The following is a 26,714-nucleotide window of genomic DNA, read 5'->3' as shown; positions in this document are numbered from 1 at the left end:
GACAGCCTCTTAGTTCTTATGACACATAGGGAATCCAAGCGCTTCACGAGAAGCATAATACGCTTCGGCAACCCCTTTAGTTAGGGTACGAATACGTAAAATATAGCGTTGGCGTTCAGTAACAGAAATGGCTTTACGTGCATCTAGTAGGTTGAAAGTGTGAGCCGCTTTCAAGATACGTTCGTATGCAGGTAGTGGAAGTGGCGTTTCCAAAGCCAGCAAGTGTTGAGCTTCTTTTTCATACTCTTCAAAACATTTGAAAAGAAAATCAACATTTGCGTATTCGAAGTTATAGGTTGACTGCTCTACTTCGTTTTGATGATAAATATCACCATAAGTGGTTTTACCCAATGGGCCATCACACCAGACAAGGTCATACACGCTGTCCACGCCTTGAATATACATCGCTAAGCGTTCTAGGCCGTATGTAATTTCACCTGTTACGGGTTTACATTCAAGACCACCGACCTGCTGGAAGTAAGTAAATTGAGTCACTTCCATCCCGTTAAGCCACACTTCCCAGCCTAATCCCCAAGCGCCCAATGTTGGGTTTTCCCAGTTATCTTCAACAAAACGAATGTCGTGAACTGTTGGGTCAACACCTAATTCTTTTAAAGAACCCAGATATAATTCTTGGATGTTGTCTGGTGATGGTTTGATGATCACCTGAAACTGATAATAATGTTGTAGACGGTTTGGGTTCTCACCATAGCGACCATCAGTTGGTCGGCGAGATGGTTGAACATAAGCCGCAGCAATAGGCTCAGGGCCTAATGCACGCAAACACGTCATTGGGTGAGAGGTTCCTGCGCCGACTTCCATGTCCAATGGTTGAACAATGGTACAGCCTTGACGCGCCCAGTAGTCCTGTAATGTCAGGATAAGACCTTGGAAGGTTTTGGTATCAAACTTTTGCATGTTAGATCCGCACGCGATACGTAAAATTTAATGAAAGTACGCCAGTATACCCTTTGACCGCAAGATATACAGCATTGAATATGCCTGTATTTATTCTAAAAATAAAAAAAAATACTTTCACCCCTTTAAAGCTGGTTATTTATACAGTATAAATGGTTTGTTTTTTGAAACAAGGTTATCGAAACTGTAAAAAGGATGAAAAATGGATACTCCCCTGACACGCTGCCATTGGGTCAATCAAGATCCTGAATATATCGCTTATCACGACCATGAATGGGGTAAACCCACTTATGACAACTTAGCATTATTTGAAATGATCTGTCTTGAAGGCCAACAAGCCGGGCTCTCTTGGTACACTATTTTAAAAAAACGCCAAGGATATCGTGATTTATTTCATCATTTCGATCCCGAAAAAATTGCATTAATGGATGAAGACGATATTGAGCGACTTATGCAAGATACTCGCATCATCCGTAACCGATTAAAAATTAATGGGATTATTGCGAATGCAAAAGCCTATTTAACCATGAAAGAAAATGGTGAAGATTTTTCCAGTTTTATTTGGCAATTTGTAAATGGTCAACCCATTATCAATGGTTGGGAAAAACCATCGCAAGTTCCCGCGGAAACTGAAATTTCTAAGCTTCTTTCCAAGGCGCTCAAAAAACGTGGGTTTAAATTTGTCGGTTCGATCACTTGTTATGCCTTTATGCAGGCAACTGGCATGATAAATGACCATTTAGTGAATTGTTGCCAATTTAAATAAATTAGTTTTTATCGGTGTAACTCATCGAGTAAAAAGAAAAATAAACTACCAAAGCATTAACATTACGATATTTTAGACCATTAAATAGATTTAATTTGATATTTTAACTTAAAAAAAGATAGAAATGAGTGGTTGAACTCTGAGATGCAGCGGAGTATGTTTTAAATTCCATTAACAATCTAATAAACATATGTGAATAAATGCGATGATATTTTCTAAATTTGGTAATAAATTTGCTCAAAATTCAGGTATTTCATTATTAATGAAAGACTTGAATGAAGGCATAAGAACCCCTGGCTCCATTATGTTAGGGGGAGGAAATCCTGCTCATATCCCTGAAATGGATAAGTATTTTCAAGATCTATTATCTGAGATGTGTGCTAATGGCCAATTGACGGACACTTTATGTAATTATGATGGTCCTCAAGGTAAAGATGCCATGTTGAAAGCGCTTGCAGCAACGCTAAAAGCAAAACTAGGTTGGAATATTAGCGCGAAAAATATTGCCCTATCTAACGGCAGTCAGAGTGCTTTTTTCTATCTATTTAACTTGCTAGCCGGTCGCTTTGAAGATGGTATCACCCGTAAAGTGCTATTTCCTCTTGCCCCTGAATATGTCGGTTATGCAGACTCAGGTCTTGATGATGGCTTATTCGTTGCTAATAAGCCACAAATTGAATTTTTACCTAATGGTCAATTTAAATACCGAGTAGACTTCAACACATTAGAGGTTACTGATGATATTGGTGTGATTTGTGTGTCTCGCCCAACAAATCCGACTGGTAATGTCATTACTGATGAAGAAGTTGAGCATTTAGACCAACTAGCTAAACAACATAATATCCCACTATTAATAGATAATGCTTATGGTGTTCCTTTCCCTGGCATTATCTTCAGCGAAGCTACGCCATTTTGGAACGAAAATGTCATTCTTTGTATGAGTTTATCTAAACTTGGTTTACCTGGAACTCGATGCGGCATTATCATCGCTAACGAAGAAATCATTGAAGCTGTTAGTAACATGAATGGTATCATCAGCCTCGCCCCTGGTGGCATAGGCCCTGCACTTGCCTTAGAAATGCTTAAAAAAGATGACCTTATCTCGTTATCTAAGAATGTAATTGGTCCTTTTTATAAGCAGCGTGTAGAAGAAGCCATCGAAATTATTCGCCGCTATATCCCAGAAGATAAGTGTTTAATTCATAAGCCAGAAGGTGCCATTTTCCTCTGGTTATGGTTTAAAGACCTACCAATTAATTGCTTAGAATTATACCAACGCTTAAAAAAACGTGGTGTATTGATGGTTCCCGGACATTACTTCTTCCCTGGTATTGAACAGGATTGGCCACATGCGCATCAATGTATGCGTATGAACTATGTCCCTGAGCCAGAAAAAATCGAACAGGGGATCAAAATATTAGCTGAAGAGCTTGAAAAAGCTTGAAAAAGCTTGAAAAAGCTTATCAAGAAGTAACCTGTTAGATTATGAAATAACAAGGGTTTTAACCCTGTTATTACAATAGTTAGGTAAAAAAAAAGCCCTTTCATGTAGAAAGGGCTAAAAATTAGCGAGAACTCCGTAATTGAAATCAAATTAACTTTTCAATACGAATATCATTCAAAACTATTAGAACATCTTTTCTATTTGGTCATTGCTTGAACAAAAGCACTTTTTGCCCCTATATATCGTGATACCTTTCATTACTCGCTTATACTCCAATTATCGAAACTCACTTATCACATTGAAAAAATTATAATTTTTAAAATTTCAATAAAATTTTGGTTGATCATCATATGGGTACTAAACAGCCCAAAATAAAATAGCCAGCAATTGAGGTGAAATAATTCTTAAAAACATCGCTAATGGATAAACCGTTGCATAAGATAATGCCGGAGCACCGCTGGTCGAATGTATATTATTTGCGAATGCTAATGCAGGAGGGTCTGTCATGGAACCCGCTAGCACTCCACAAAGGCTTAAATAGTTCATTTTGCCAAAAATTCGAGCTACTACACCTGTAATAAACAACGGTACAAACGTAATCAATAACCCATAGCCAATCCAAGTCAACCCATCACCTTTAATTAAAGTATCAATGAAGCCACCACCAGAATTGAGCCCTACCACTGCAAGGAACATGACAATCCCTAGCTCCCTTAACGCAAGGTTAGCACTCGGAGGCATAAACCAATATAAGCGCCCAATAGTCCCTATACGACCAAGAATTAATGCAACAACTAGTGGGCCTCCTGCTAGTCCAAGTTTCAACGCTGCTGGGAAACCAGGAACAAAAACGGGTATTGAGCCCAGCACAACCCCTAGCCCGATTCCAAGGAACACAGGTAACATTTGAACTTGCTGTAGTTTTTGTTTTGCATTACCTAATAAAGCGGTGACTGCTTCAATTGATTCAGGCCGACCAACAATATTTAAAATATCGCCAAATTGTAAAACTGAATTGTTATTAGCAACTAAATCAATACCCGTACGGTTTAATCGTGTCACAACAACGTCATATTTTTGTTTTAAATTTAAGTCCTTAAGCCTTTTACTTAGTACAGCATCATTCGTCACAACCACACGAACGGAATGTAAAATAGAGCTTGATGTAGACAGAGATGCATCAACTTCTTCGCCTAATATTAAGCGAACTTTATTTAAATCATCTTTTAAACCAACAACGTGCAATAAGTCACCTAAATGTATTTCTGTTGTGGGTTGAGGAACAACGAGCATGTCTCCACGTTTTAATCTTGAACAAACAATCGCTTCGCTACCAAGTAGTGGGATGTCTTGCATAATTAAGCCATCAAGATTGGCGTTACGAATGGCAATATTCATAGTCTGCAGAGAGTCGCGCTGTTGAAAAGAGGAATTATTAAATGCAGAAGCTTCTTTTTCTACTGAAATTCTAAAGATGATGCGTACTAACCACATCACCAGTAAGATGCCACAAATTCCCATAGGGTAAGCCATGGCGTAGCCCATTCCCATTTGGCCAATTAGATTAGGGTCAGAGCCTAAGTCAGTTAAAATTTGCTGACCAGCACCTAAAGATGGCGTATTCGTTACTGCCCCTGAAAAAATACCTAAGATAATCGGCAATGGAATATTTGCGACTTTATATATGATTGCTGTTACCACCGCACCTAAGACAACAACCATCAACGCGAAACCATTTAGTTTGAGACCAGAAACACGTAGAGAGGAGAAAAATCCAGGTCCAACCTGAATACCAATCGTGTATACAAACAGTATCAAGCCAAATTCTTGAATAAAATGCAGCATGTCTTTATTCAGTTGTAAGCCGTAACTTTGAGCAAAATGCCCAACGATGATCCCCCCAAATAGGACACCACCAATCCCCAGCCCAACACTACGGATCTTCCAATTACCAATCCATAGCCCTAAAGCAGCAGCTAACGCCAACAAACTTACAGTAAGAGCTAATTCACTCATAGACCGCATCCTTTTGACGACAAGTTACCCGTTAAACACACCCAAATAGGTGATAAAACATACTACTGAATCGATTATGCCAAATAGCATAAGGGTAATATGTGCCATAGAGCACAGTTCAGAATGAATAAATGATCTATTTTTTTAGAATTTTCAAACTGATAACAAATATAAAATAGTATGTCTTTATTTCTTAACGTTATTTATTATTCATCTAATAGATACTGAAGACAAACATTTTTAGTTAATAGATACAAGTAAACTATTAACTAAAAAAATACATACGGTTAAATAAAATAATAATATGATACTATTATTGTGAATTTCTTGTTTTTCGTTATTATAAGTCAATATTAGGAATAACAAGCTAAATACAGGTTAACAACGTCTATGCCGAGTTTAATTTCAATACGATTATGTTTCCTTATCGCACCGCTTATTTTGAGTGGTTGCTCGAGTATTATGACTCATGCAGGCCCATCAGAAGGTTATTACCCTGGTTCGAAAAATAGTATTAAAATGATTAAAGATGATGAAACTGGCTGGGTTGTTAAGCCTTTGCTTGCTATTGATTTACCTTTCTCTGTTGTTATGGATACTCTTTTAATTCCTTTAGATTACGCGAAATCGGGTAATGATGATAAAGCTGATTCACCAAAAAAACGCCTAGAAGAACTTGAAAAGAAAGATAAAACTAAAAAATAATTTAGGTTAAATCAAACGTTTGTAATTAAAATTTTACTGTGTAATAAATGTATTTACTAATACATTATTTTTAATCTAAGATCTGAGTAATCATTTATATAATACTTCTTTAATTATTATCTTATTTTGATAAGAACCATTTTTAACTAAATATTTTATTTATAAGTTTCTTTGTACTCAACATATGAATAATTAGCAATTAAGTGTTCTAAATACCAATTAGAGCCAAATCAAAACAATTACGAATAGAAAAGTTAACCAGAATTTTTGTACCCGTAATTGTAATAATCTAATTATTGCATTTACCGATTTAAACCGGTTTCTACTGTATAAATTTGCCTAAATCCATCAATATCACGCATAAATGCGATCAACTCATCATTAGGTGAAAATACAACTGCATCAACAACAGGGGCAAGCTCAGTCCGTTGCGTTAATTTTTGTATGGCTCCGGTCTCGACATGACAATACATGACACTATTGTCACGAATAAAGCAAATGTTCTGACCTTTACTATCCCAGCTAAAAGCAGACTGAATGGGTGAAGAAGCATGCGTTATTTGCCTTTGTATTCCAGTTAGCGTATCAACTAACCATAACTGAGCATTACCGCTATCATCATTCATTAAACAAGCGATCGATTTACCATCTGGCGAAGTTCTAAGCCAATGCCTAGGGGTTTTTGATAAACCAGGAAATTTTCTATTGTACGTATAGGTTAAGCGCCTTTGCTGTATACCTTTTGGTGGAGAAGGCATACTGGATTCTGTTCCTTGGATAGGTAATTCCCCCGCAACCATGTAATCCTCCGGCTGTGAAGGCAGATCGACAATGTAGATCTCAGGAATAATTTCTCCATCTGTAGAATGAGTATCGCCAATAAACACCAGCGCTCTTTCCTGCCACTTTCCATTCTCTTTTTGATAGCCTTTTTGGCCAACCCAACCCTCTTCATATGCACGGCTAATTTCATCGCTGCTTGGTTTAGGTTGTTGCGTTGTTCGCGTCACAACACAACAAAAGTAATCGCCATTATATTCTCGAAAATGTTTTTTAGGGCTCACATTAACGGGCCCAATAGGCACTGCAATTGCAACATTTCGTTGGTCTAATTGCACATCTAATTCATGCATTACGTGGTCGTTATAGGTAAAACTCAGCCACTTTCCGTCTGGACTATAAACATGGACATGAGTGCCTCCACGTAATGCACCCACTAAATAAGGAGGGGTAATACACATTGCATCAATTGGGTGAGCTACGTTTAATTGCTCTTCTTTGACATACACCCCTCTTCGATGGTGAAAGTCATATTGCCACTGTTCATCTGGATGCTCAGGACCATGGATAAAAGCATATTGAATTGGTGGTTGAGGACTTACCGTTACCACCCCAACGTGAGCCCCATGGCTTGCGTGATAAATTTCAACGGTCTGTAATGTTTTTACATGAATTTTTTCTATAGATAAACCAGTAAAAGAACTACCGTTTGGTCGTATATCATAAGCTAACCATTCGCTATCTGGAGTCCAAACATTAATGTTCGTTAGTTGATGGCTTCGCTCATCGTATGTTAAACGTGTTTCTTTATAGGGCAATTTATTATTCAATCTGTTATCCTTTGACATCATTTAATATCGCTATCGGATTATTTTAACTAATCTAGTTTAGTCAATACTAGAAAATCTCAGTCGAGAAGTTTCACAAGTAATATTACCCTTTAGCAATAACCTTAGTCTTGAACAAAACTACCATGTTATTAAGTGTACTTTATATTATTGGTATCACCGCAGAAGCCATGACTGGAGCACTTGCAGCTGGCAGGCGAAAAATGGATGTCTTTGGCGTCATCATTATTGCATCTGCGACGGCAATCGGTGGTGGTTCCGTCCGTGATATCTTACTTGGCCATTACCCCTTAGGTTGGGTGGAACACCCTGAGTATATCCTGACTGTTGCAGGCGCCGCTATTGTGACAATTTGGATAGCGCCTATGATGAAACATTTACGCCGATTATTCCTCATATTAGATGCTATCGGGCTCATTGTATTTTCTATACTCGGTGCCCAAATAGCCCTCGATATGAACTATAGCCCGATCATCGCTGCCATCGCAGCAGTGATTACAGGTGTTTTTGGTGGCGTGCTAAGAGACATGCTGTGCAACACAATCCCTTTAGTTTTCCAAAAAGAGGTCTATGCTGGTGTCTCTTTCGCCGCCGCTTGGATCTATATCGGACTATTACAAACCCCTCTACCTAAAGATATTGTGGTAATTATCACACTCGTTGTTGGCTTAAGTGCAAGGCTAATAGCCATTCGTTATCGTCTTGGTTTACCTATCTTTAATTACGAAAATCAAGATTAGCCTCACTGTTTCAGCCATTAATCGTTTGCTATTGATGGCTGAGTAGCTTGCATATCTGACAAAATTCGCAAAATAGATTGAATTTCCGGTTCCGCTAACCATTTAGCTAATTTTTTCTTTTGCAGCTCAGTCAAATTTATACTGTTAACCCATGAAGAGTCATACAGCATACCTATATCATTCACCCTTTCTATTTGTAATTTAGGTAGTGGAATCGCTAGGCCTTTTAACCACAGCGAAATAGGTTGAGCCTTTGCCATTTTCAGTTGCTTTACTAACATTTGGTGCTTTTTACCTTTAGGTAAATCGTTTTGCCATTGTTCTGACAACCAAGTTGTTAGTTGAGTAAGATTATGCCTCTCAGCCCACTGGCGCCATGTAGCTTCATTTATGCCTCGAATACTGAGTTGTTTACCTAGCCATGTTAACCTTGCGACAAATTGCTGTGAGCAAGACTCCGTATAAGCCAGGCAACTGAATGCATGAAATTGCTTGAATGTTGATACATTTGGATATTCGCGCTTCTCTCGCCGCCAAACAACTTCTTCAATCTTTGGGCTTCCAAGCCCTGAAAGAGATACAAGTATTTTATCTCCAACAATTAAATCTCGTTTTTCCCATGATGATAACGAGCCAGCATTTACCTTTGAAATAGTTTTTGAGTCAATATTGATGGGGGTTATCTCGGTAACGACACTAACCCTTCCTGTTCTACCTATATTAAATTTGAGTTTAGTGACCTCTGATAACACACTACGTAATGGATATTTCCAGGCAATTGCCCAACTATTTTGTTTTGATTGCCAAGCTGATGCCGCTGGCGCTGGAAAATTTTTAAGTACTACACCATCAGTAGCAAATGGTAGTTGACCTTGATAATAGTATTCCCTCAGTTGCTTAGCTTGGGTTTTATTTTCAACTTTATGGCTATATTGCTCAGCTAACGGAAAACCTATCTCAGAAAGTAGTGTTAACTGTGTTTTTGGATTAGCATCTCCCGCAGGCCATGCCCAAATAAAAATACCAATATTTTCTTCGGGAACGGTTGGGGTATTTTTTCGCATTAACCACCCCGCAATTTTATTACGAGCGTTTACTCCCCCACTTTTAGCTTGAATATGCCCATTCATACGCCAAAATAGTTCACCTTGAAGGACTAACATCCCTGAATATTTAATTTGTTTAGGTATCGCAGGAATAAAGTCTGCTTTTGCTCGCCACTCTATTCCTTCAATGCTATTTCCTCGGCTAATCATAGAAACAAGCTTCCCATTCTTATAAACCAACGTTACCGCTACACCATCAACTTTAGGTTGTAACCAAATGTTTTTACGTGTTTTTATCCAGTTATAAACCTCTAATTCATTGAGTTTCTTCAACCCTGTATGAGGAATAGGATGTGTAGCTAACTTTGATTTTTCAGGTAGTTGTACGTCTGGTAACACTTCAGGGAGTTGCTGGCATCGCTGTAAAGAACGCCACAAATTAAAGAGCTGATCATAAGCTTCGTCACTAATGGAACTGCTACCAGCCAAACGGTAAGTTTGGTTCCACTGCTGTAGTTGTTTACCTAGCCGATAACTCTCCTGCCTTATTATTTTACTATTTTGTTCTGCACACTGTTCATTAATAGCACCTTGCAGCGATGCTTGGGCAATATTAATACATACCATTACCCCAACGATTACCCCACCTAACCTATAAGCTGACGCTGACCAATAACCATACAAAATATAAATCATAACTATTCCTTGTTATAACTATTCCCAGTTATTACTAATCCCAGTTATTACTAATCCATTGGGATGCCATTCCTTTAAAGTATTTTGCCCTCATTCGCTAAGCATGAAACAACTTCCCTCACTCTGCCTCCGTAAAATGAATTATTTGTAAAAAGCTTCGCAAAACGAATGTTGCTTTCATGAGTAATAAGTTAATTTCTCGAGCCTGTTCACAATTTAGTTACTAATCAAATTCATTTAATTAAAATTCATGATTTATTGATATCGCTGCATGTTGATGCAAGTCCGTGTATACTATGTCGGGTTTATCGCCATCTTTTATGTTTAATCCTCGACTATTCAAGAAATCATCATGATACAAGGCACGTTATATATTGTTTCTGCCCCTAGTGGTGCAGGGAAATCAAGTCTGATTCAGGCTTTATTAAAAACACAACCACTGTATGACACTCAGGTTTCCGTTTCTCATACAACTCGAGCTGCACGTCCAGGAGAAGTTCACGGCGAGCACTATTTTTTTGTATCTGAAACTGATTTTTTACAAATGGTCGACAAAGGTGAATTCCTAGAACATGCATGCGTTTTTGGGAATTATTATGGGACGTCAAAACCCATCATTGAAGATGTATTAAACAGCGGTGTTGATGTTTTTCTTGATATCGATTGGCAGGGAGCGCAGCAAATTAGGGCTACAATGCCTGAAGCACGCAGCATTTTTATTCTCCCACCATCAAAAGATGAACTTTATCGTCGCCTAAGAGGGCGCGGACAAGACAGCGATGACGTTATTGAAAAACGTATGTCACAAGCAGTAGGTGAAATTGAACATTTCAACGAGTATGATTACCTTATTGTTAATGATGATTTCAATACCGCGCTGAGCGATTTACAATCTATCATCCGTACTGAGCGTTTAAAGTTAGAGCGCCAAGTTCAGCGACATGATGCTTTAATCAGCAAATTACTAGCAGACTGAGCATAGTTTCAGTATCATATCAGGTCATTTTTTTATTTCTTTGGAGTAGCACACTTATGGCACGCGTAACTGTTCAAGACGCAGTAGAGAAAATTGGTAACCGTTTTGACCTCGTATTGGTTGCGGCACGTAGAGCTCGTCAGTTACAAACGGGTGGAAAAGACCCTTTAGTTCCTGAAGAAAATGATAAATATACTGTTATCGCATTACGTGAAGTAGAAGAAGGTTTAATCAACGGTCACATTTTAGATGTGCGTGAACGCCAAGAACAGCAAGAGCAAGAAGCGGCTGAAATGCAAGCAGTTTCTGCAATCGCTGAAGGTCGTCGCTAATCACTAAGGTGGGTCTGCCTTGTATCTGTTTGAAAGCCTTAATTTAGTCATTCAAAAGTATCTTCCTAAAGAACAAGTTGAATTACTAAGAAAAGCCTATGTTGTTGCACGGGATGCCCATGAAGGACAGACCCGTTCGAGTGGTGAGCCCTATATTACTCACCCAGTTGCTGTTGCTTGTATTCTTGCTGAGATGCGTTTGGACCATGAAACACTTATGGCAGCGCTACTTCATGATGTGATTGAAGATACTCCAGCGACATTTCAAGATATAGAAGAATTGTTTGGTACCACCGTCGCCGGTCTCGTTGAAGGTGTATCCAAACTAGACAAGCTCAACTTTCGCGACAAAAAAGAAGCTCAAGCAGAAAACTTCCGCAAAATGATCATGGCAATGGTAAAAGATATCCGTGTCATTTTGATAAAACTGGCAGACCGCACTCACAACATGCGCACGTTAGGGTCACTTAGGCCCGATAAGCGTCGACGCATTGCACGTGAAACCCTTGAAATATATAGCCCGTTAGCCCACAGGCTAGGTATACACCACATTAAAACAGAGCTTGAAGAGCTTGGTTTTGAAGCGTTATATCCCAACCGTTATCGTGTTATTAAGGAAGTCGTCAAGGCTGCTCGCGGTAACCGAAAAGAGATGATCCAAAAAATTCTTTCGGAAATTGACGGTAGGCTAACCGAGGCAGGTGTTCCTTGTCGCGTAAGTGGCAGAGAAAAACACCTTTATTCTATCTATCGCAAAATGCACCAAAAAGAGCAACGCTTCCATTCCATTATGGATATCTATGCTTTTAGGGTAATTGTGAAAGATGTGGATACTTGCTACCGCGTTTTGGGTCAAATGCATAGCTTATACAAACCGCGCCCGGGGCGTATCAAAGACTATATTGCCATCCCTAAAGCTAACGGCTATCAATCGCTACATACCTCTCTCATTGGGCCACATGGTGTGCCTGTCGAAGTGCAAATTCGCACAGAAGACATGGACCAAATGGCTGAGATGGGCGTTGCTGCACATTGGGCCTATAAAGAGCAGGGAGAACAAGGTACTACTGCACAAGTTAGAGCTCAACGTTGGATGCAAAGCCTACTTGAGTTACAACAAAGTGCAGGTAGCTCATTTGAATTTATTGAAAGCGTTAAATCGGATCTATTTCCAGATGAAATCTACGTTTTCACCCCTGAAGGCCGCATTGTGGAGTTACCTACTGGTGCCACACCTGTTGACTTTGCCTACGCGGTGCACACAGATATTGGTCATGCTTGCGTGGGCGCACGCGTTGATCGCCAGCCTTACCCGCTTTCGCAATCCCTGACTAGCGGCCAAACTGTCGAAATTATTACCGCACCTGGCGCACGTCCAAATGCGGCATGGCTCAATTTTGTTGTCAGCTCAAAAGCACGAGCTAAAATTCGCCAGTTATTGAAAAACTTGAAACGTGAAGACTCTATTAATTTAGGTCGTCGTTTACTCAACCATGCCCTAGGGGCAGGAAATAAACTCACGGATATCCCTCAAGCCAATATTGATGCAGAATTAGCCCGTATGAAGCTGCATTCTATCGATGATTTGCTTGCTGAAATTGGGTTGGGTAATGCCATGAGTATGGTTGTTGCTCGTAATTTACAAAACAACCCACAAAATACACCGGAAGAACAGGCCGTTGTCGAAAGCCGCAATAAACTATCCATTAAAGGAGCTGATGGCGTTCTTATTACTTTCGCAAAATGTTGCCGTCCAATTCCCGGTGACCCAATTGTTGCGCATATTAGCCCTGGAAAAGGTCTGGTTATCCATCATGAGTCTTGCCGTAACATCCGTGGTTACCAAAAAGAACCCGATAAATTTATGGCCGTAGAGTGGGATAACGACACAGACACTGATTTCATTGCTGAAATTAAAGTCGATATGATTAACCATCAAGGTGCTTTAGCGAATTTAACTGCCGCTATTAATGATGCCAATTCAAGTATTCAGAGTATGAATACAGAAGAAAAAGATGGCCGTGTATATTGTGCCTTTATTCGCCTTACGACTAAAAACCGTGTTCAATTGGCAAACGTAATGCGGAAAATCCGTATTATGCCTGACGTTCTACGTGTTAGCCGAAACCGTAATTAACGACCATACCTAATTAATAACTATGAATGAACGCCGCTATCGCCGCATTTGCCAAATGATGGCGATGCGGCAGCCCGACCTAACTCTCTGCCTCGAAGAAATTCATAAACCGCATAATGTTTCTGCCATTGTACGCAGTGCCGATGCCGTAGGGATCCATCAAATTCATGCTATTTGGCCTGACCAACAAGTCAAACTATCCGTTTCTTCTGCTGCAGGGAGTAATAGCTGGGTTAAAATTATTTCACACACATCCACCGAAGAAGCAATTTCCCAAATAAAATCACAAAACATGCAGGTTTTGGCAACTAACTTGTCGGAACATGCCGTTGATTTTCGTGAAATTGATTATACTTTGCCAACTTGTATTATGATGGGACAAGAGAAAACCGGGATTTCACAACAAGCCCTCGCATTGGCTGATAAACACATTATCATTCCAATGGCTGGCATGGTGCAATCTTTGAATGTTTCCGTCGCTTCTGCGTTGATTTTATATGAAGCCCAAAGGCAACGGCAGCAAGCGGGTATGTACGAGCGTGAACATTGTCTACTCTCACCTGATGAGCAACAAACCTGGTTATTTGAAGGCGGTTATCCTGTACTGGCTGAAGTTGCTAAACGTAAGGGACTTCCTCGCCCATTTATCAATAACCAAGGGCAAATTGAAGCTGATGACACGTGGTGGGCGCAAATGCAATTAACCGAAAAAATGAAAAGACAGCAGTTTGGTTAAATAAAAGGAAATAATATGAATAATGGGCTACTTGATACCATTTCACTGACTTCATTGCACGGAATTGGAGCAAGCCAGTCAGAAAAAATGCGTAAAATCGGTTTGAACACCGTTCAAGACCTTCTTCTCCATTTTCCTTTGCGCTATGAAGACCACACCCGTCTATATCAAATAAAAGATCTCCTACCCGGCACGACTGCAACGATTACTGGTGAAATACTGCAAACTAAAGTCGTATTTGGCCGCAAAAGAATGATGACCTGCTTAATTTCCGATGGCACAGGCAACCTCACTTTACGTTTTTTTAATTTTTCAGCGGCAATGAAAAATAACTTAGCGGAAGGAAAACAGGTCACTGCCTATGGGGAGGTTCGCAGAGGAAATACAGGGCCAGAAATCATTCACCCTGAATATAAAGTTTCGCAAGATACTAGCAATATCAGCTTGCAAGAGAACTTAACACCCGTTTATCCAACCACTGAAGGTGTTCGCCAAGTGACTTTACGTAAAGTCATGGAGCAAGCGCTAGGATTACTCGATAGTGGGAATATAAAGGAGTTATTACCGGAAGAACTTAGCCGGGGCATGATAAGCTTACCAGATGCCATTCGCTTATTACACAACCCTCCCCCGAATGTTGCTTTGAGTGAACTTGAAAAAGGACACCACCCAGCTCAAAAACGGTTAATCCTCGAAGAGCTACTCGCTCACCATCTCAGCATGCTAGCCATCCGTGCAGGCAACGAACGCCTATATGCTGAACCTTTAGTGACAAGTGGTCAGTTAAAATCTCAGTTACTCGCGCAATTACCGTTTTCACCAACAAATGCACAAAATCGTGTTGTTGGCGAAATTGAAGCAGACCTCGCTAAAGACGCCCCTATGATGCGCTTGATTCAAGGGGATGTGGGATCAGGGAAAACTCTCGTTGCAGCCTTAGCGGCCGTTTGTGCCATCGAGAATGGCAAACAAGTGGCTTTGATGGCTCCTACCGAAATTCTTGCAGAGCAACATGCCAATACGTTCAAACAATGGTTAGAACCTTTAGACATTAAAGTCGGTTGGCTCGCAGGTAAACAAAAGGGTAAGGCACGTCAGGCGCAGCAAGATGCTATCGCAAATGGAGAAGTTGCGATGATAGTGGGAACACACGCTATTTTCCAAGAGCAAGTGAGCTTTAAAGCTCTGGGGCTTGTTATAATTGATGAGCAACATCGCTTTGGCGTTCATCAGCGGCTCGCTCTGCGTGAAAAAGGTGAACAACAAGGGTATCACCCTCATCAATTGATCATGACCGCTACGCCAATCCCACGTACATTGGCGATGACAGCTTATGCAGACCTAGATACCTCCGTTATCGATGAACTTCCTTCAGGTCGAACGCCTGTCACCACTGTCGCCATACCAGACACTCGCCGTAACGATATTATTGAACGCGTTCGTCAAGCCTGTATTGAAGAAGGCCGCCAAGCCTATTGGGTCTGTACACTCATTGAAGACTCTGAATTATTAGAAGCACAAGCGGCTCAAGTGACCTGCGAAGAGCTCACACTGGCATTACCTGAATTGAAAGTAGGGTTAGTTCATGGTCGGATGAAACCTGCTGAAAAACAAAGTATTATGGCAGCCTTTAAAAGAAATGAAATTCAGCTGCTTGTCGCTACAACGGTCATTGAAGTCGGCGTTGATGTCCCTAATGCAAGTTTAATGATTATAGATAACCCTGAGCGCCTTGGCTTAGCTCAGTTGCACCAACTAAGAGGGCGAGTCGGCCGAGGAGCTATCGCATCTCACTGCGTATTACTGTACAAAACCCCGCTAACCCATACCGCGAAACAAAGACTACAAGTGTTGCGAGACAGCAATGACGGCTTTGTTATCGCACAAAAAGATCTCGAAATTCGTGGGCCTGGGGAATTATTGGGTGCTAGGCAAACAGGAAATGCAGAATTTAAAGTTGCTGATTTATTACGTGACCAATATATGTTGCCAGAAGTGCAACGCCTTGCACGCCATATTCAACAAAATTACCCCGAGAATGCGCAACAGCTTATTGAGCGTTGGTTACCTGAGCGAGAACAATACAGTCACGCTTAAATCTTATATCTTCTTTTTATCCGTTCCTTAAAATGAAAATTGCCGTGAATATTTTCACGGCAATACCTGCTTTACTTGATTTATTATTAAATAAAAACTACCCAGCAATCGTTGGAAATATTGGCAACATTAAATACAATTTAATGACTATCGCATTAACAATATCAATAAAGAAAGCCCCAACCATTGGTACCACAAGGAACGCAAGATGGGATGGACCCAACCTATCCGTTACTGCTTGCATATTCGCAATTGCTGTTGGTGTAGCCCCAAGACCAAAGCCACAGTGACCTGCGGCTAAAATAGCAGCATCATAGTTCTTGCCCATCACACGGAAAGTGACAAAAATAGCGTATCCCGCCATCACACAGGCTTGTACCGCAAGAATGACAATCATTGGAATTGCTAATGACGCCAATTCCCATAACTTCAAGCTCATCAAAGCCATCGCTAAGAATAACGATAGGCTGACGTTCCCCATAACAGAAACTGCGCGGTCAAACACGCGATAGAAGCCAAGGATAGAAAGGCTGTTACTTAAAATCACCCCAACAAATAATACACACACAAATTTAGGTAACGCGAACACCGTGTCAGCGAGCTGACCTGCAATAAAGCTCCCCACCAATAGGCAAATAGCGATCAATGCAATAGTTTCAATTAAAACCATTGAAGTGATCATGCGGCCGGATTGTGGCTTTTCAAATGCAGTTGGAACGTCTTTATCATCTTCAGCCGTTCCAGGCGTTGGGATATTACGCGTTAGAAAACGTGCAACAGGTCCACCGATTAAACCACCAAGAACTAACCCAAATGTAGCACAAGCCATTGCAACTTCTGTTGCACTTTGGAAACCATAATTTTCAGTGAAAATTTTCCCCCATGCCGCACCAGTTCCATGACCACCGGATAAGGTAATTGAGCCAGCTAACAGCCCCATGAGAGGGTCTAATCCCAATAATTCAGCAAGAGCAATCCCTACTGTATTTTGGACAAGTAATAAACCGACAACTACAAAAATGAAGATAAACAATGCCTTACCGCCAGCCTTCAAGCTTGCAAGGTTGGCATTAAGACCAATTGTGGCAAAAAATGCCAGCATCATAGGTTCTTGCAGTGATAAGTCAAAAGAAAGGCTCCAGTCAAATAATTGTTTAAGCAATAAAAGACTAAAAGCAACTAACAACCCACCCGCAACGGGTTCAGGGATTGTATATTTTTCAAGAAAAGGGACTGATTTGACCAGTTTACGCCCAAGCAATAATACTAAGGTAGCTGCTACCAGTGTACCGTAGACATCGAGATGATACATTCACGTACCTCGTCTGTTGTTAAAATTATCAAAAACTAGTAAGACGTTAATTTCTTCCTTAAAACGCCAAAAGCAGGTTATAGGATTAGAAAAAAAAACTGTTATAAATACAAGTTAAAAGATATAAAAATGTGACAGCCTTATTTAACATTGATCAATATTTTTTACGCGCAAACGATTGCTTTTTAAATTCCTCGCATTACAATGCGTTTTTTGTTGGCGAGAAATGAAGGCAATGAATACTGCGACGTCTGAAAAACAAACTACTGAAGCGACCACACAAACGCAAAGCGAACTCATCTACAAATTAGAAGACCGCCCACCGCTGCCGCAAGCCTTGTTTGCTGCCGGGCAACACCTTCTTGCGATGTTTGTCGCAGTTATTACCCCTGCAATGCTGATTTGCCAAGCTTTGGGGCTACCAGCCCACGACACTCAGCGCATCATCAGTATGTCTTTATTTGCCTCCGGTATTGCCTCTTTAATTCAAATTCGCGCGTGGGGCCCTATTGGCTCAGGCTTGCTTTCGATTCAAGGAACCAGTTTCAACTTTGTTGCACCTTTAATTATGGGAGGTGTTGCACTCAAACAAGGTGGTGCTGATATCCCATCCATGATGGCAGCTTTGTTTGGTACTTTACTCGTCGCCGCACTCACTGAAGTCATTCTTTCACGCTTCTTACATTTAGCACGTCGCGTTATCACACCATTGGTCTCTGGCGTGGTCGTGATGATTATTGGATTGTCCTTAATTCAAGTGGGATTAACGTCCATTGGTGGTGGCTATGGTGCTATTAGTGACAATACTTTTGGTTCCCCTGATTACTTGATTTTAGCGGGGATTGTATTAGCCGTTATTATCCTCTTGAATCGCCAGAAAAATCCTTACTTGCGCGTTGCTTCTCTCGTCATCGCGATGGCGGTTGGCTACCTTGCCGCTTGGTGGATGGATATGTTGCCAAATGCGCAACCCGTGGAAGCTAATCAGCCAATTATTACTGTCCCTGAGCCTTTTTATTATGGCTTATCATTCGACTGGAACCTGTTGATCCCATTAATTCTTATTTTTATGGTGACTTCCTTAGAAACGATAGGTGATATTACCGCCACTTCTGACGTATCAGAACAACCTGTTCGTGGCCCTTTATACATGAAACGAATTAAAGGTGGCGTACTCGCCAATGGTTTGAATTCAATGGTTTCTGCGGTATTTAATACTTTCCCTAACTCTTGCTTTGGGCAGAACAACGGTGTTATCCAATTAACTGGGGTGGCAAGCCGCTATGTCGGCTACATTGTCGCTTTAATGTTGGTGTTATTAGGGTTGTTCCCTGCCGTTGCAGGCTTCGTGCAACAAATTCCCGAACCTGTGCTGGGCGGAGCAACCATTGTGATGTTTGGTACCATCGCCGCTTCAGGTGTAAGGATAGTCTCTCGCGAGCCACTCAATCGCCGTGCAATTATGATTATCGCCCTTTCTCTCGCAGTGGGTATGGGCGTTTCACAACAACCTTTGATTTTACAATTCGCACCTGACTGGCTAAAAACATTATTTTCTTCGGGGATTGCTGCGGGTGGTTTAACTGCAATTGTTCTGAATTTAGTCTTCCCTCTCGAAAAATAATCTTTCATTCTAGCCGCCAGTGTTGAACATTCTGGCGGTTTTTCTGTATGCTATCCTTAAATTGTCGCTATATTAGACGGTTTCTTTTTGTGTCTATTCGTCCACAAACCAAAGGAGCAGTAAACTGTGAAATGGTTAATCAAATTTACTACCTATGCACTTTTGTTACTGCTGCTATTGTTTATTTTTACTTATATCGGGCTACAAACCCGTTGGGGTGCATCCTACTCCAGTCAATTTTTAAGTAAATTTACCGACTACGATATTGATGTAGGAATTATGGGACATGAGTTTTCTAACCCCGGTGAATTCATTTTCCAAGATGTTAAATTAACGTCTAAAAACAGCGATCTCTCTTTAGATTCACGACAAGTCGTAATTGATATTAATTGGCGAAACCTATTTAGCGGTACGGCTATCAAACGTTTAGTTATCACTCAAGGAACATTATCGACAACCGTCTTACCAAATACGGTGCTGTTCCCTATTTCTGCAAATATTTTGCAATTTGAAAATAGCCAAATTACGCTTAAAAAAGACAACGATACTGTGCAAGTCACTGGCTTCACGGGAGGAATTACCCCTTGGAAACCAGCCGAAAAATCCCCTTTTGGTTACGGTGATTTTCGATTTACCTCTAACCAATTAAAATTCAATGGCCTTTCCTTCAAGAATGTTGCCATTACTGGTAAATTGCAGCAGCAAGGAACAGAAATAAGCCAAGCAAGTGCCTACTTAAATAATGGCTATATTGCGGGTGCTGGGAAGGTACTTAGCGATGGCTCTATCATGGTTGACTCCCTCACCATGAATAAAGTCGGCTGGGAAAATAATGTTGATTTCGATTCACTATTTGATGCAATAACGAGTGAAAAATCGCTGCAGGTCAAACAGGTAGAATTAACCAACGTTGATATCCAAGGAAGGGATTGGGCACTTTCTGGCTTAAGTACCGAAATTGACCAACTCAGCTTCTTAAGAGGAAGCTGGACTAATCCCAAAGGCAATATTAGCTTTAATGTCGACCAATTCGTCGTAAAAGACCAGCAACTGAGTACCTTAATTGGTGAGCTAAGTATCAATGGCGACAGCCTTAATATCAATAAGTTATCGGGTTACTATAATAAAGGTGTCTTTAATCTCAGTGGGTCTTGGCAACGTAATGATCAAATACTAACCATTGACGAAGGTAAACTCGCGGGTATCTTATATACCTTACCTGAAAATTGGTTGTCCTTCTTCGCAGAACCAACCCCAACGTGGTTATCTGGTTTAAACATCAAAAAGTTCACCCTTTCTCAATCACTTTTGATGAATATCCAGGCACAATTTCCTTTCGAATTGACCGCTCTAAGCGGCAATATCGAAAATGTCGATTTGATTAAACAAAAACAGTGGGGAATTTGGAGCGGTAAAGCGACATTTACTGCAGATAGCGGCACAATCAACCAAGTTCTCGTACGCCGGCCATTTATTGAAGTACGTCAAAGTGGTAAATCCTCAGCGGCGGTGAGCTTAACGGTCAGTACCGATAAAGGCATCAGTAAAATTGGCTTGCTGGTAAAGCAAGAACCGAAAAAAGTTCCCTTTTTACTGAGAGCATCAGGTTCTAATATTGACCTCGTTGATTTAAATCAATGGGGTTGGGCAGGCTTCCCCGCTCAAGTCATCGGTGACTTTGATGCAACATTACAAGGTGATTTGCTCGCCCCATCAGTGGAAAAAAGTTTGAATGGGGAATTGATGGCCATACCATTGCAAGGTAAACGTCTATTCCGTACTGTTGTGAACGGGGTTGTCACCTCTTCAGTAGAGTCCGAAACCGATTTGCAGCCTACTGAGCCTTCTTTGGCAGAACCGCTCCCCGCACTTAGCAATTAATAAAAACTGTCAATTCATAGAAATACAAAAGGCAGGTCAATCGAACCTGCCTTTCTTTTTTAATATTCAATGGGTAACTTTACTTGGCTGTTTCTACAGGTAACACCATATAAACACCGCTGAATACAGCGCCTACTTTACCATCAGGGTTACTAACCTCAACGTTCAGTTTTACTCGCGCCTTGCTACCTCGCGCTAAGCGGTCAAGGTCACCGCTCATATTGGCTAAGTCCGCAGTTGCTGTCGGCCTACCGCTTACTGGCTTACCATAACGAATACTGGCATCGACCAACACAATATCACCACCAAGCTGGTGTTCTTGCATTAATAGCCAAATCAGCCCCCACCCTGTTAGGGTAGCTAATGAAAATTGGCTCCCTGCAAATATGGTTTCATGAGGGTTTTGGTTGCCCGCTTCTGGCATGGTGGTAATAAAACGAGTTCCTGTGTATTGGTCGATTCGGACACCCATTTTTTCACTCAATGGAATATACTTATACCAGGCTTGTTGTAACTCGCCACACCAGTCTGGGCGATGCAGAATTTGGTCTAATGTCTCAATGGGTTTGATCATCAAGTAATGGCGCACTGGCGTTTTTAGCTGCCCTGCTACTTGCCCTCGATTTTCAAACCCCATTTTATTGAAAAATGGAACTGCTTCTTCACGAACGCTTGATACAATGCGTTTTACCCCTTCTTGCCGAGCAACAGATTCCAGCGCCATGATAATCAACTTACCAAGCCCTTTTCCCTGCATTGCCGGGTTAACGGCTAAGAAACGAATAGCGCCTTCGTTGTCAGCATTAATATACAAACGACCAATGGCAAGAATACGGTTTTTATCATCGACGACCATTTGATGGTGTGCCGTTAAGTCATAGCCATCTTTTTCAGAACCTAGGGGTTGATTAAACGGTTTTCGCAACATTTCCCAGCGAAAATGGTAATAAGTTGCAAATTCAATATCGTCTTTCGGTGTACGTAAATGGTACATCGCTTCCCCCTTTAAAAATGGACTCACACTTGTAGCCAGAAGGTGACAGGGCCATCATTGGTTAAATTCACTTGCATGTCAGCGGCAAATTCACCCGTTTGTGTTTCAACCCCTTGTTGGCGACTTTGTTCAACAAAGTATTGATACAAAGTATCTGCCCTTTCAGGTTCTGCCCCCCCTGAAAAACTAGGCCGCATACCTTTTTTGGTATCAGCTGCTAAAGTAAATTGAGAAACCACCAGCAAGCTACCACCTGCTTGTTGAACATTGAGATTCATTTTCCCTTGTTCATCACTAAAAATACGGTAGCCTAATACTTTTTCACACAAACGTTTGGCTTTCTGTTCATCATCATCTTTTTCGACACCAAGCAAAACCAGCAGCCCAGCATTTATTTGTCCTACTATTTTCTGATCAACAACTACACTCGCATGAGTGACTCTCTGGATTAATGCAATCATGATGACTCTTTACAAAAAGATGGAGCAACGTTAGCCGTTGCCCCACTATAAAATCAGGATATTATTCAACTTCTGCACTAAAATCGTAAGTGCGGAAATATTCAGGAATGGTGTCTTTATTCACAACATGAATACTGCGAATACCAAGGGCTTCTGCGGCTTTTATATTTTCTTCGACATCATCAAAGAAAATAGCATCTGCAGCATCAAACTCTTCGGATTGCAGTACATATTTGTAAATTTCAGGATCAGGCTTACGCATGCCTAAATCTTGGGATAAATATAAGAAATCGGAGGAAGCTGCAATTTCTGGGTAGTGTGCTGGCCAGTAGTCGAGATGTAGGCGATTAGTATTCGATAAAACGACCACTCGGTGCCCTTGTTCACGCAGGCGTTCCATAATATCAATAACTTCAGGTCGTAACGAAATAAAAATAGCGTGCCAGCCTTCAGCAAAGTCTTCAAAGCTTAGTGTAATGTCCATTTCTTCACAAAGCAGCTCAGCAAACTCGATGTCTGAAATTTTTCCACACTCATGTAATTGAAAGATATTACCAAAAGTAAAACGTGATTTGATTTCTTCACTTGGTGTGCCGCTGAGTTCAGACCATTTATCAAATACACGATTAAAGTCGATATCAATAATCACATTACCCATATCGAAGATATACAGCATAAATTTTCCTCATTGTTATTCACTAAATTTACTTTAATCATTATTCGGGCAACTGAACAGCCCTAATTAGTGATAATTCACGTTATTTTGTCAATTTATCGATTAAGCAATCCACACTTAGCGCAATTAACGAGCAGAAAACCAGCCGATTTATTCTGTTACCGAGAAAACGTTTTTTATCCCAAAGGTGCTATTTCACACCACACTCTCGGTTTTTGATACTAAATGTTAAGTCCCACTATCGGCTTTTTGCATAATGGCTTGTACGTAGCAAGTTACACATAAGCAATGTGAGCTGATATCAATGCATTATCAGTAATAAATAAATCTTAAAATATAAAAGCCAGACTATGAAAATAGATAAAACAATCTCTTGGCCGATTGCTATTCTATGGGGAAGTTTATTTTTAATTCCATTATTTAATTATTTCCCTCTGAATTTCAATATCGACCTTACAACAAAAGTTATTGAACATTTTCAATCCGCCACTCTAATTTTTTGTGTCTTTTTCACTTGGTTTTATATGAGACCATTACAGCAAAAAAGTCAGGGAATGAAATTATTTTGGTTATGGGCAACTATCTGGTGGGTAACATTATTTGGCAGAGGAACAAATTGGGGACGAGAATTTTTCCCTAATCTGGATCACACTTATTTCAGGCTAATTTCTATTACCTTGATTAGCAGTTTAGTTTTGATGCTATGTGCTTCACCATTAAGAAAAAGTATTGTTTTTCACCTAAAAAACACAGCTATTCCACTTTGGAGCCTACTACTAACCCTGTGTGCTTTTTTAATTTCAGACAGTGTTGAACACCATAGGTTTCTCAGTTCAGTTTTTCTATATCATTCTGAACTTCAAAGCCTTATCGAAGAATTGTACGAAATCCCTTTAATTTTCGGACTATTTATTTCATCACTGTATTTTATGAAAAAAGATAAGCCTTTATAAATAAGTAAGGCGCCGAAAGGCGCCTTACTATACTCATAACTACAATAAAGTAATAAACAACATTACATCATGGTAATTAGTCTTCTTTAGAACGGTTTGCACGGCGGCGATCGTTCTCAGTCAAATGACGTTTACGCAGACGAATAGACTGCGGAGTCACTTCAACTAATTCGTCATCATCAATGAACTCAAGAGCTTGTTCCAGAGTCATTTTAATTGGTGGTGACAGAGTTGTCGCTTCATCAGTACCTGACGCACGCATGTTAGTCAGTTTTTTACCAGTTAAGCAGTTAACAGTTAAGTCGTTAGAACGTGAGTGAATACCAATGATTTGGCCTTCATACACTTCAGCACCGTGACCCAAGAACAGCTTACCACGGTCTTGCAGGCTGTACAGTGCATAAGCAACCGCTTTACCTTGTCCGTTAGAGATCAGAACACCGTTTTGACGGCCACCGATTTCGCCTGGACGAACATCATCGTAATGGCTGAACGTTGAGTACAGTAAACCAGTACCTGATGTCATTGTCATGAACTCAGTACGGAAGCCAATCAGACCACGGCTTGGAATGACGTAATCAAGACGTACACGGCCTTTACCGTCTGGCATCATGTCACGCAGGTCGCCTTTACGCTCACCTAATGCTTTCATGATGTCGCCTTGATGCTGTTCTTCAACGTCTAACGTCACTTGTTCGAACGGCTCTTGTTTACGACCATCGATTTCACGAATGATAACTTTTGGACGAGATACGGCTAATTCGAAACCTTCACGACGCATGTTTTCAATCAGAACAGATAAGTGAAGCTCACCACGACCAGAAACGCGGAATGCATCTGGGTCTTGAGTTTCTTCAACGCGTAGTGCAACGTTGTGAACCAATTCTTTATTCAAACGGTCAAGGATCTGACGTGAAGTCACGAATTTACCTTCTTTACCACAGAATGGTGAGGTGTTAACACAGTAGAACATGCTAACTGTTGGCTCATCAACCGCTAATGCAGGCAGTGCTTCAACGCTACCGACTTGGCAAATGGTGTCAGAGATATTCAGTTCACCCAAACCGGTCAGAGCAACAATGTCACCCGCTTCCGCTTGTTGTGAGTCAATACGCTCTAAACCTAAGTGAGTCAGAACTTTACCAATTTTACCGTTACGAGTTTTACCTTCGCTATCGATAACCGTTACTTGTTGGTTAGGCTTAACAACACCGCGTTTGATACGACCAATACCGATAACACCTAAATAGCTGTTGTAATCCAATTGCGAAACTTGCATTTGGAATGGACCATCGATATCTACCGCTGGTGGTGCAACGTGTTCCACGATAGCTTCGTACAGTGGAGTCATGTCTTCAGCCATGTTTTCGTGGTCAAGACCAGCAATACCGTTTAATGCAGATGCATAAACGATAGGGAAATCGAGTTGCTCATCCGTTGCACCTAAGTTCACGAATAAGTCGAATACTTGGTCAACAACCCAATCAGGACGTGCGCCTGGGCGGTCAACTTTATTGATAACAACAATAGGACGTAAACCGTGGTCGAACGCTTTTTGTGTTACGAAGCGAGTTTGTGGCATTGGGCCATCCATCGCATCAACAACCAGCAGTACGCAGTCAACCATAGACATAACGCGCTCAACCTCACCACCGAAATCGGCGTGACCTGGGGTGTCTACGATATTGATATGATAATCATTCCATTGGATAGCGGTATTTTTAGCAAGGATAGTAATACCACGCTCTTTCTCCAAGTCATTGGAGTCCATAACACGCTCATCAACAGTTTCACGTTCACCGAACGTGCCTGATTGCTGCAATAATTTACCAACCAGTGTGGTCTTGCCATGGTCAACGTGAGCGATGATGGCGATGTTTCTTAAATTTTGAATTGACAAGGATTTTTACCGTTTAATTGACAGGAAAGGAATATGCTTACTGAGCCGTTATTCACACCCAAAGCATACTTTCTACGTTAATTTGCTGTTATTTTACACGTTTTTCCGCACAAGTGGAATAAATGTGAAACCCATCACTGTATAAAAAGTTTTTAGCGAAAAAACATTCAGTTGCGTAACAGTGCCAGATTCCCTCACAAAATAATGAGCATCATCTCTGCGAAACCACGAAGTGGCAGAATAATACGCTAAAAACTTAATATTAGCAGCCCAAAAAAAGAACAAAAAATAGACTTTCTTTCTTAACTACCAGTTTAAATATCTTTTTGCGTTATTTAGATATATCTAAATTGACTAATTAGATATATCTAAATATAGTAAAACCAGAAAACAAATTCGATATATCTAAAGTTATAAACTAAGGAGTAACTATATGCTAATTAAATCTTGTCGTCATGTATATTATGCACGCCATGATGAAAATCAACATGGCCATCGCGGTGGATGTTGCCACAATGAAGGCCGTCATAGTCACGAACATTGCAACCACGGAGATGACTATTATGGTGATGACCGCCATGGGCACGGTGAACACTGCCACGGTGAAGGCCGTCATGGTCGTGGACACGGTGAACGCTGCCACGGCGAAGGCCGTCATGGACATGAACATGGTGAA

The 26,714-nt window shown here is 40.8% G+C and carries 21 protein-coding genes and 1 pseudogene; 13 read left to right on the top strand and 9 right to left on the bottom strand.

Translation table 11 applies throughout. The annotated features are described in order from the left end of the window. Positions 1-9 precede the first annotated feature (9 nt). A complete protein-coding gene (glyQ, locus tag PR767_RS17985) occupies positions 10-918 on the bottom strand; it encodes a glycine--tRNA ligase subunit alpha (RefSeq protein ID WP_004262647.1) in 909 nt (302 codons plus the stop codon). 202 nt (positions 919-1,120) lie between these two features. Here glyQ and PR767_RS17980 point away from each other — a divergent pair, with 202 nt between their 5' ends. Continuing rightward, on the top strand, positions 1,121-1,684 hold the full coding sequence (locus tag PR767_RS17980; RefSeq protein WP_272520710.1) for a DNA-3-methyladenine glycosylase I: 564 nt from the start codon (positions 1,121-1,123) through the stop codon (positions 1,682-1,684). Positions 1,685-1,889: 205 nt separating this feature from the next. Next, positions 1,890-3,128 (top strand): valine--pyruvate transaminase, encoded by a 1,239-nt coding sequence (locus PR767_RS17975; protein WP_272520709.1) that lies wholly within the window; start codon positions 1,890-1,892, stop codon positions 3,126-3,128. 357 nt (positions 3,129-3,485) lie between these two features. On the opposite strand, the gene PR767_RS17970 is transcribed toward PR767_RS17975, so the two are convergent. Further along, positions 3,486-5,144 (bottom strand): putative transporter, encoded by a 1,659-nt coding sequence (locus PR767_RS17970; protein ID WP_109912882.1) that lies wholly within the window; start codon positions 5,142-5,144, stop codon positions 3,486-3,488. Positions 5,145-5,534: 390 nt separating this feature from the next. On the opposite strand from PR767_RS17970, the gene PR767_RS17965 reads away from it, so the two are divergent. Continuing rightward, complete coding sequence (locus PR767_RS17965) at positions 5,535-5,849, top strand: YceK/YidQ family lipoprotein (protein ID WP_004266066.1); 315 nt, start codon at positions 5,535-5,537, stop codon at positions 5,847-5,849. Positions 5,850-6,151: 302 nt separating this feature from the next. Here PR767_RS17965 and PR767_RS17960 read toward each other — a convergent pair whose 3' ends face one another. Then, complete coding sequence (locus PR767_RS17960) at positions 6,152-7,480, bottom strand: DUF3748 domain-containing protein (RefSeq protein ID WP_110731463.1); 1,329 nt, start codon at positions 7,478-7,480, stop codon at positions 6,152-6,154. 122 nt (positions 7,481-7,602) lie between these two features. Here PR767_RS17960 and PR767_RS17955 point away from each other — a divergent pair, with 122 nt between their 5' ends. After that, complete coding sequence (locus tag PR767_RS17955; RefSeq protein ID WP_004266070.1) at positions 7,603-8,217, top strand: trimeric intracellular cation channel family protein; 615 nt, start codon at positions 7,603-7,605, stop codon at positions 8,215-8,217. 17 nt (positions 8,218-8,234) lie between these two features. Here PR767_RS17955 and ligB read toward each other — a convergent pair whose 3' ends face one another. Continuing rightward, the gene (ligB, locus tag PR767_RS17950) at positions 8,235-9,959 is read right to left on the bottom strand and encodes an NAD-dependent DNA ligase LigB (protein WP_272520708.1); all 1,725 of its coding nucleotides are present in this window, start codon (positions 9,957-9,959) and stop codon (positions 8,235-8,237) included. A 352-nt stretch (positions 9,960-10,311) separates the two neighbouring features. Here ligB and gmk point away from each other — a divergent pair, with 352 nt between their 5' ends. Genes gmk through recG form a run of 5 tightly spaced genes read left to right on the top strand, consistent with a single transcriptional unit; the run spans position 10,312 to position 16,237 of the window. Beyond that, positions 10,312-10,935, top strand: coding sequence for a guanylate kinase (gmk, locus tag PR767_RS17945; protein ID WP_004266082.1), 624 nt, complete (start codon positions 10,312-10,314; stop codon positions 10,933-10,935). 56 nt (positions 10,936-10,991) lie between these two features. Continuing rightward, a complete protein-coding gene (gene rpoZ / locus PR767_RS17940; RefSeq protein WP_004262665.1) occupies positions 10,992-11,267 on the top strand; it encodes a DNA-directed RNA polymerase subunit omega in 276 nt (91 codons plus the stop codon). A gap of 19 nt (positions 11,268-11,286) precedes the next feature. Next, positions 11,287-13,404, top strand: coding sequence for a bifunctional GTP diphosphokinase/guanosine-3',5'-bis pyrophosphate 3'-pyrophosphohydrolase (gene spoT, locus PR767_RS17935; RefSeq protein WP_272520707.1), 2,118 nt, complete (start codon positions 11,287-11,289; stop codon positions 13,402-13,404). Positions 13,405-13,426: 22 nt separating this feature from the next. Continuing rightward, positions 13,427-14,140 carry a tRNA (guanosine(18)-2'-O)-methyltransferase TrmH gene (gene trmH, locus PR767_RS17930; RefSeq protein WP_109912877.1) on the top strand — a complete coding sequence of 238 codons (714 nt, stop codon included), beginning with the start codon at positions 13,427-13,429 and terminating at the stop codon, positions 14,138-14,140. Positions 14,141-14,155: 15 nt separating this feature from the next. Next, a complete protein-coding gene (recG, locus tag PR767_RS17925; RefSeq protein ID WP_272520706.1) occupies positions 14,156-16,237 on the top strand; it encodes an ATP-dependent DNA helicase RecG in 2,082 nt (693 codons plus the stop codon). Between the two features lie 97 nt (positions 16,238-16,334). Here the strand turns inward: recG and gltS are convergent, their stop codons facing one another. Continuing rightward, positions 16,335-17,549: a sodium/glutamate symporter gene (gene gltS / locus PR767_RS17920; RefSeq protein WP_004266088.1), complete on the bottom strand. Its 1,215-nt coding sequence runs from the start codon at positions 17,547-17,549 to the stop codon at positions 16,335-16,337. Positions 17,550-17,784: 235 nt separating this feature from the next. Here gltS and PR767_RS17915 point away from each other — a divergent pair, with 235 nt between their 5' ends. Further along, positions 17,785-19,173, top strand: coding sequence for a uracil-xanthine permease family protein (locus PR767_RS17915; protein ID WP_004266089.1), 1,389 nt, complete (start codon positions 17,785-17,787; stop codon positions 19,171-19,173). 126 nt (positions 19,174-19,299) lie between these two features. After that, positions 19,300-21,054, top strand: coding sequence for an AsmA family protein (locus PR767_RS17910; protein WP_240105550.1), 1,755 nt, complete (start codon positions 19,300-19,302; stop codon positions 21,052-21,054). 79 nt (positions 21,055-21,133) lie between these two features. Here PR767_RS17910 and fabY read toward each other — a convergent pair whose 3' ends face one another. The 3 genes from fabY to yihX all read right to left on the bottom strand — a co-directional run bounded on the left by fabY (position 21,134) and on the right by yihX (position 23,185). Continuing rightward, entirely contained in the window at positions 21,134-22,048 is a 915-nt protein-coding gene (gene fabY / locus PR767_RS17905) for a fatty acid biosynthesis protein FabY (RefSeq protein WP_004266091.1), read from the bottom strand. A 23-nt stretch (positions 22,049-22,071) separates the two neighbouring features. Further along, the gene (gene dtd, locus PR767_RS17900) at positions 22,072-22,509 is read right to left on the bottom strand and encodes a D-aminoacyl-tRNA deacylase (protein WP_004266092.1); all 438 of its coding nucleotides are present in this window, start codon (positions 22,507-22,509) and stop codon (positions 22,072-22,074) included. A gap of 61 nt (positions 22,510-22,570) precedes the next feature. Next, complete coding sequence (yihX, locus tag PR767_RS17895; protein WP_004266093.1) at positions 22,571-23,185, bottom strand: glucose-1-phosphatase; 615 nt, start codon at positions 23,183-23,185, stop codon at positions 22,571-22,573. Between the two features lie 350 nt (positions 23,186-23,535). Here yihX and PR767_RS17890 point away from each other — a divergent pair, with 350 nt between their 5' ends. After that, positions 23,536-24,138 carry a hypothetical protein gene (locus PR767_RS17890; RefSeq protein ID WP_004266094.1) on the top strand — a complete coding sequence of 201 codons (603 nt, stop codon included), beginning with the start codon at positions 23,536-23,538 and terminating at the stop codon, positions 24,136-24,138. Positions 24,139-24,214: 76 nt separating this feature from the next. Here PR767_RS17890 and typA read toward each other — a convergent pair whose 3' ends face one another. After that, the gene (typA, locus tag PR767_RS17885) at positions 24,215-26,038 is read right to left on the bottom strand and encodes a ribosome-dependent GTPase TypA (protein WP_272520705.1); all 1,824 of its coding nucleotides are present in this window, start codon (positions 26,036-26,038) and stop codon (positions 24,215-24,217) included. A gap of 433 nt (positions 26,039-26,471) precedes the next feature. On the opposite strand from typA, the pseudogene PR767_RS17880 reads away from it, so the two are divergent. Beyond that, positions 26,472-26,714 (top strand): annotated as a pseudogene (locus PR767_RS17880) (hypothetical protein); the annotation flags it as partial.

It is taken from the genome of Providencia sp. PROV223 (assembly GCF_028479245.1).
GTDB lineage: Bacteria > Pseudomonadota > Gammaproteobacteria > Enterobacterales > Enterobacteriaceae > Providencia > Providencia rettgeri.
Note: the sequence above shows the minus strand (reverse complement) of the source record. Positions and strands in the feature narration are given on the sequence as shown.

What these genes read in the sequence shown, in the direction of transcription:
- PR767_RS17955 (WP_004266070.1), top strand. Translation starts at nt 7,603, where the DNA reads ATGTTATTAAGTGTACTTTATATTATTGGTATCACCGCAGAAGCCATG.
- ligB (WP_272520708.1), bottom strand. Translation starts at nt 9,959, where the DNA reads ATGATTTATATTTTGTATGGTTATTGGTCAGCGTCAGCTTATAGGTTA.
- gmk (WP_004266082.1), top strand. Translation starts at nt 10,312, where the DNA reads ATGATACAAGGCACGTTATATATTGTTTCTGCCCCTAGTGGTGCAGGG.
- dtd (WP_004266092.1), bottom strand. Translation starts at nt 22,509, where the DNA reads ATGATTGCATTAATCCAGAGAGTCACTCATGCGAGTGTAGTTGTTGAT.
- PR767_RS17890 (WP_004266094.1), top strand. Translation starts at nt 23,536, where the DNA reads ATGAAAATAGATAAAACAATCTCTTGGCCGATTGCTATTCTATGGGGA.
- trmH (WP_109912877.1), top strand. Translation starts at nt 13,427, where the DNA reads ATGAATGAACGCCGCTATCGCCGCATTTGCCAAATGATGGCGATGCGG.
- recG (WP_272520706.1), top strand. Translation starts at nt 14,156, where the DNA reads ATGAATAATGGGCTACTTGATACCATTTCACTGACTTCATTGCACGGA.
- glyQ (WP_004262647.1), bottom strand. Translation starts at nt 918, where the DNA reads ATGCAAAAGTTTGATACCAAAACCTTCCAAGGTCTTATCCTGACATTA.
- PR767_RS17970 (WP_109912882.1), bottom strand. Translation starts at nt 5,144, where the DNA reads ATGAGTGAATTAGCTCTTACTGTAAGTTTGTTGGCGTTAGCTGCTGCT.
- rpoZ (WP_004262665.1), top strand. Translation starts at nt 10,992, where the DNA reads ATGGCACGCGTAACTGTTCAAGACGCAGTAGAGAAAATTGGTAACCGT.
- PR767_RS17975 (WP_272520709.1), top strand. Translation starts at nt 1,890, where the DNA reads ATGATATTTTCTAAATTTGGTAATAAATTTGCTCAAAATTCAGGTATT.
- PR767_RS17965 (WP_004266066.1), top strand. Translation starts at nt 5,535, where the DNA reads ATGCCGAGTTTAATTTCAATACGATTATGTTTCCTTATCGCACCGCTT.
- PR767_RS17915 (WP_004266089.1), top strand. Translation starts at nt 17,785, where the DNA reads ATGAATACTGCGACGTCTGAAAAACAAACTACTGAAGCGACCACACAA.
- fabY (WP_004266091.1), bottom strand. Translation starts at nt 22,048, where the DNA reads ATGTACCATTTACGTACACCGAAAGACGATATTGAATTTGCAACTTAT.
- PR767_RS17960 (WP_110731463.1), bottom strand. Translation starts at nt 7,480, where the DNA reads ATGATGTCAAAGGATAACAGATTGAATAATAAATTGCCCTATAAAGAA.
- gltS (WP_004266088.1), bottom strand. Translation starts at nt 17,549, where the DNA reads ATGTATCATCTCGATGTCTACGGTACACTGGTAGCAGCTACCTTAGTA.
- yihX (WP_004266093.1), bottom strand. Translation starts at nt 23,185, where the DNA reads ATGCTGTATATCTTCGATATGGGTAATGTGATTATTGATATCGACTTT.
- PR767_RS17980 (WP_272520710.1), top strand. Translation starts at nt 1,121, where the DNA reads ATGGATACTCCCCTGACACGCTGCCATTGGGTCAATCAAGATCCTGAA.